Below are 4727 nucleotides of genomic sequence, written 5' to 3'. Positions count from 1 at the left end.
AACCTGATAGTCCCAGGGAACTGTGCCAAAGACTGTCAAATTTGCATAAAGGTGGAAATTTGAAAAAGATGGAAGAATATATTTTCTCTCTTGTAGGCGAAGCATTATGTGAATCCCAGTTCGAGCCAATAGGATTTGACTCTGATTTCGGTATTGATGGAATAGACTCTGGAGTGATATCCTCTATTCACGAAATTAAATTTAAGCTATTGGAATCTCCTAATCTGATATTTAAACCTGTTGATTCCAGCAATGATTTTTTTGTTATTGCGTCAGAATTAACACTTGAAGCTGATATTAATTTTTATTTTTCTTTCTTTGCATCCGATAGCGAAGGAGACTTCTCAATTGGAAGTTCTTCTCGAACCATCAGATCTCTTTTAGATGTGGATGTACTTATTTATTTTACAGATAGCTTTGAAGAAGTAAAACCAAAAATAGGAGAGGACGATTTTTCTCTTCAAATTGATTACATCGAGGCTGAAGTCAAAAATCGTAATATAGAAGTTGGTTACGTTGCACCAGATTGGATAGGTATGGATGATGAATAATAAATGAGTAACAGGTGGCAGCCGGCAATAAGATCGCGCCAAACCAGCTTTATGAAGCTGATGAAATTGATGATGTTATTGGCCCAATGGTCAATCGCCGAGTTGTGGTAAATGTTTGGAAAAGAGCTAAGAAACCGGAAGATAAAAAATATGCTTTTCAAGATATTGAACTTGAAGAAGATGTAGAAGACGTTGCTTGATAGCGATCGCAATTTGTTGTCTTTCTAATCCGTATGAAGTATATTTAAAAGCAATCTAATGGAACTTGAGAAAAGGCTGTTACCTATAAATAGCAAAAACGAAGGTAACAGCCTTTAAATATTCCCTCAAGCCATTATTTACCGAGAGTTCCGGCATAAACAGCCCGATCGCCTAACTCTTCTTCAATTCGCAATAAGCGATTATACTTGGCAACTCGTTCGCTGCGACAGAGAGAACCGGTTTTGATTTGTCCTGCGCGAGTTGCAACAGCAAGATCGGCGATCGTGGTATCTTCGGTTTCCCCGGAACGATGGGAAATCATACAAGTGAACTTATTGCGAGTTGCGAGGGCAATAGTTTCCAAAGTTTCCGTTAAACTGCCAATTTGGTTGAGTTTAATTAAAATGGCATTGGCAGATTTTTCATCAATGCCCTTTTGTAAGCGAGTGGGGTTAGTGACAAATAAATCATCCCCGACCAACTGAATTTTATCCCCCAATTTCTCAGTTAATAGTTTCCAGTTGTCCCAGTCTTCCTCGTGTAAGCCATCTTCAATGGAAATAATGGGATATTTGTCAACTAATTCGCCTAAATAGTTGATAAAATCCTCACCACTGTGGGGAGAACCATCATAAACATATTGCCCGTTCTTGTAGAACTCGCTGGCTGCAACATCCATGGCGATCGCCACCTGTTTCCCGGTTTTGTATCCAGCTTTGGCGATCGCACTCATCAGCAGTTCCAATGCTTGTTCGTTAGATTGCAAGTTGGGAGCAAATCCACCTTCATCCCCAACACCCCCAGAGAGGAGCTTTTCAGCAGCAAGAACGCCTCGTAATGAGGCGAAGACCTCCGCACCCCAGCGCAAGGCTTCGGCGAAGGTAGGCGCACCTACGGGGACAATCATGAACTCCTGGAAATCCACATTATTATCCGCGTGAGAACCCCCATTAATGACATTCATAAAAGGAATCGGTAGCAAATTGGCTAAAGGTCCCCCCAGATAACGATATAACGGCAATCCTAACTCTGCGGCTGCAGCTTTAGCCGCAGCGAGGGAGACCCCCAAAATAGCATTGGCACCCAAATTAGACTTATTGGGAGAACCATCGCGATCGAGCATAATGCGATCGATCGTCATCTGATTTAACGCATCTTGTCCGATCAATTCTGGGGCAATTTTTTCCTTAACATTGCGGACGGCAGTGAGAACGCCTTTACCACCGTAGCGACTTTCTCCATCCCGCAACTCATGTGCCTCAAAGGTACCCGTCGAGGCACCGCTAGGAACTTGCGCTAAACCGCTTGCACCGCTTTCTAGGTGTACTTCGGCTTCTAAGGTAGGTCGTCCTCGAGAGTCGAGGATCTCACGTGCTGTAATTGCTTCGATAGTTGCAGGTTCGTTAAAAGCCATTGTTGTCTTTACTGTTGAGGGTGTATCCGTACCATCGTCACTAATACCCGATTCTCTGTCGATCCTCGCACTTATTCGCATTTAATTTAAGAATTGCTAGATTTTTTTCTGAATCATTTTAAAACTGCTATAAATTTTTTTCATGCCTTTTAAATCTCTAGTGTTTTCGATCTTGGTGACGATCGCCGCGATCGCCTTGGGAATCGCCGCATTCCTCTTGCTACCGGAGTTTCGCAGACGGGAAACGGTGCAGAAAAATTCTCTGTTTGTTTCTGAGTTTGTCCAAAGCCAACAGCATGAGCAACAATGGATTATTGATGGCGATCGCGCCCGAGAACTCCTCAAACAAGGGGCTATTCTCCTCGATGCGCGTCCTGAAAACCCCTTACACCGCAGAATTGCCCGTCCTGTTGCGTGGCAGGATTTTTCTCAACCCCACTCTCCTCACCGAGGCAAATTGTTGCAAGATGATGCAGTATTAACGGCAAAATTACAATCTTTGGGGATCGATCGCGATCGCCCAGTTGTTGTTTTCGGCGATCCTTTGAGAGGATGGGGGGAAGAAGGGCGAATCGTTTGGATGTTGAGGACTTTGGGACATTCTCAAACCTATCTCGTGGATGGGGGTGTGAAGGCGCTAGGAAATATTAGCTTAACCTCTGCACCTAAACAAGGAGATTTTACCGTACAGCGCGTTTCTACCTGGGAAATTGGGGTCAATGAACTTAGAACCGCGATCGCGCAAGATCGCCTTGTTGTCATCGATAGCCGAGAAGCGAGAGAATATCAAGGACAAACTCCCTACGGCGAATCTCGGGGGGGACATCTTGCCAAAGCAATTCACCTATACTATAAAGATTTATTAGATGAAGAGGGCAAACTGTTGGGACGGGAGACAATTTTCGCAAAATTGCAAGAAAAAGGGATTGTTCCCGAAATGGCGATCGCCGTTTACTGTACGGGAGGAGTGCGATCGGCATGGCTGACAGCAGTTTTGGTCGATATGGGCTTTGAGGTGAAAAATTATTCCGGTTCAATGTGGGAATGGTCGTCACTCCCTGCAAATCATTATCCCCTAATCAATCATTAATGTATTTAAAACATATATATTTAAGAAATTTTCGCAATTACCTCGAACAAGAGGTTAAATTTGAGGCACAAAAAACAATTATTGTGGGCAATAATGCTCAAGGAAAATCCAATCTTTTGGAAGCAGTAGAACTCCTCGCAACTCTGAAAAGTCATCGCACCAGCCGCGATCGCGATTTTGTGAAGAAGGAGGCGATCGCGGGGCAAATTGAAGCTACTGTAGAAAGAACTTATGGAAGCACCGATCTAGGGTTAATTCTCCGCAAACAAGGCCGAAGAACTGCACGACTCAATTGCGAAAATTTGCGCCGTCAAATGGACTTTTTAGGACATCTCAATGCGGTACAGTTTTCGAGTTTGGTTTTAGATTTAGTGCGAGGAAGTCCCGAAAATCGGCGCAACTGGTTGGATTCTTTACTCGTTCAACTCGAACCCGTTTACGCCCACATTTTACACCAATACGATCGCGTTTTGCGCCAGCGTAATTCTCTGTTACGAAAACTCAAAAAAGCAGAAGAAACACCCAGTCAAGATACCTTCACGCAACTGGCTCTCTGGGACGCACAATTAGCAGCAAATGGGTCGCGGGTCACGAGACGAAGGGCGCGGGGTTTAGAGCGTCTTATCCCCATTGCACAAGGATGGCACGCCCGAATTAGTGGGGAAAAAGAAGTGTTAGAAATAAACTATACTCCTAATGTTAATTGGGATCGCGACGATCCCGAAACTGTTCAGAATGCTTTTCTCGCTCAAATTCGCGATCGCCAGATTCCAGAAAGACATCAAGGCACCAGTTTAGTCGGACCCCATCGCGATGAAATTGAATTAACGATTAATGGGACTCCGGCAAGATTTTACGGTTCCCAAGGGCAACAACGCACATTAGTTTTAGCTTTGAAACTGGCTGAGTTAGAGTTAATAGAAGAAGTGATCCGAGAACCTCCACTTTTATTGTTAGATGATGTTTTAGCAGAATTAGACCCCAACCGACAAAATCAACTCTTAGAAGCCATTCAAGACCGTTTTCAAACTTTGATTACAACCACTCATATTCATGCTTTTGATGCACAATGGTTGAATGCGTCGCAAGTTTTATCGGTGATGGAGGGGAATATTAGTATTTTCTAATGTTCGCATTTAATTACCAATCAATAAACTCTGTTTTCATCTCTGAAATACAATCTTCATTGGGATGGCGATCGGGATTTTCGATAAATTCTGATACCATTTGTACGGGACAGGAATAACCAGAAATTAAAGAACCATGACTAAGATTAGGATAGTTATAAATAGAAGCATTAGAGAGGTTTTGAGCAACAACTAAACTAAAAGGTAAGGGTAAAATGGGATCGTATTGACCGTTCATTAATAAAGTCGGAATTTCGCTACTAACTTGAGCATATACTTTTTGCGGTAAAGGCGCGATCGTAAATACTTCGCAATATAAGTTATCCCGTTGCATCGCTTTCTCA

At 43.2% G+C, this 4727-nt stretch carries 6 protein-coding genes; 4 read left to right on the top strand and 2 right to left on the bottom strand.

Annotated elements, in window-relative coordinates:
* Together VB714_RS14600 and VB714_RS14595 are read left to right on the top strand one after the other, a co-directional pair.
* The coding region (locus tag VB714_RS14600) for a hypothetical protein (protein WP_323225341.1) at nucleotides 1-551 on the top strand (551 nt) is incomplete at its 5' end.
* A 14-nt stretch (nucleotides 552-565) separates the two neighbouring features.
* On the top strand, nucleotides 566-751 hold the full coding sequence (locus VB714_RS14595) for a hypothetical protein (RefSeq protein ID WP_323225340.1): 186 nt from the start codon (nucleotides 566-568) through the stop codon (nucleotides 749-751).
* A 134-nt stretch (nucleotides 752-885) separates the two neighbouring features.
* On the opposite strand, the gene eno is transcribed toward VB714_RS14595, so the two are convergent.
* Nucleotides 886-2166 (bottom strand): phosphopyruvate hydratase, encoded by a 1281-nt coding sequence (gene eno / locus VB714_RS14590; protein ID WP_323225342.1) that lies wholly within the window; start codon nucleotides 2164-2166, stop codon nucleotides 886-888.
* A 160-nt stretch (nucleotides 2167-2326) separates the two neighbouring features.
* Here eno and VB714_RS14585 point away from each other — a divergent pair, with 160 nt between their 5' ends.
* Nucleotides 2327-3256: a sulfurtransferase gene (locus tag VB714_RS14585; protein WP_323225339.1), complete on the top strand. Its 930-nt coding sequence runs from the start codon at nucleotides 2327-2329 to the stop codon at nucleotides 3254-3256.
* Nucleotides 3256-4383, top strand: a complete 1128-nt coding sequence (gene recF / locus VB714_RS14580) for a DNA replication/repair protein RecF (RefSeq protein ID WP_323225338.1) — start codon at nucleotides 3256-3258, stop codon at nucleotides 4381-4383. Before VB714_RS14585 ends, recF begins: the two co-directional genes overlap by 1 nt.
* Before the next feature lie 13 nt (nucleotides 4384-4396).
* Here recF and VB714_RS14575 read toward each other — a convergent pair.
* The coding region (locus tag VB714_RS14575; protein ID WP_323225337.1) for an alpha/beta hydrolase at nucleotides 4397-4727 on the bottom strand (331 nt) is incomplete at its 5' end.

This window comes from Spirulina sp. 06S082, from assembly GCF_034932145.1.
Classification (GTDB): Bacteria; Cyanobacteriota; Cyanobacteriia; order Cyanobacteriales; family Spirulinaceae; genus CCY15215.
Note: the sequence above shows the minus strand (reverse complement) of the source record. Positions and strands in the feature narration are given on the sequence as shown.

Excerpts from the sequence above, each read along its gene's own strand:
- recF (WP_323225338.1), top strand. The coding sequence starts at position 3,256 with ATGTATTTAAAACATATATATTTAAGAAATTTTCGCAATTACCTCGAA.
- eno (WP_323225342.1), bottom strand. The coding sequence starts at position 2,166 with ATGGCTTTTAACGAACCTGCAACTATCGAAGCAATTACAGCACGTGAG.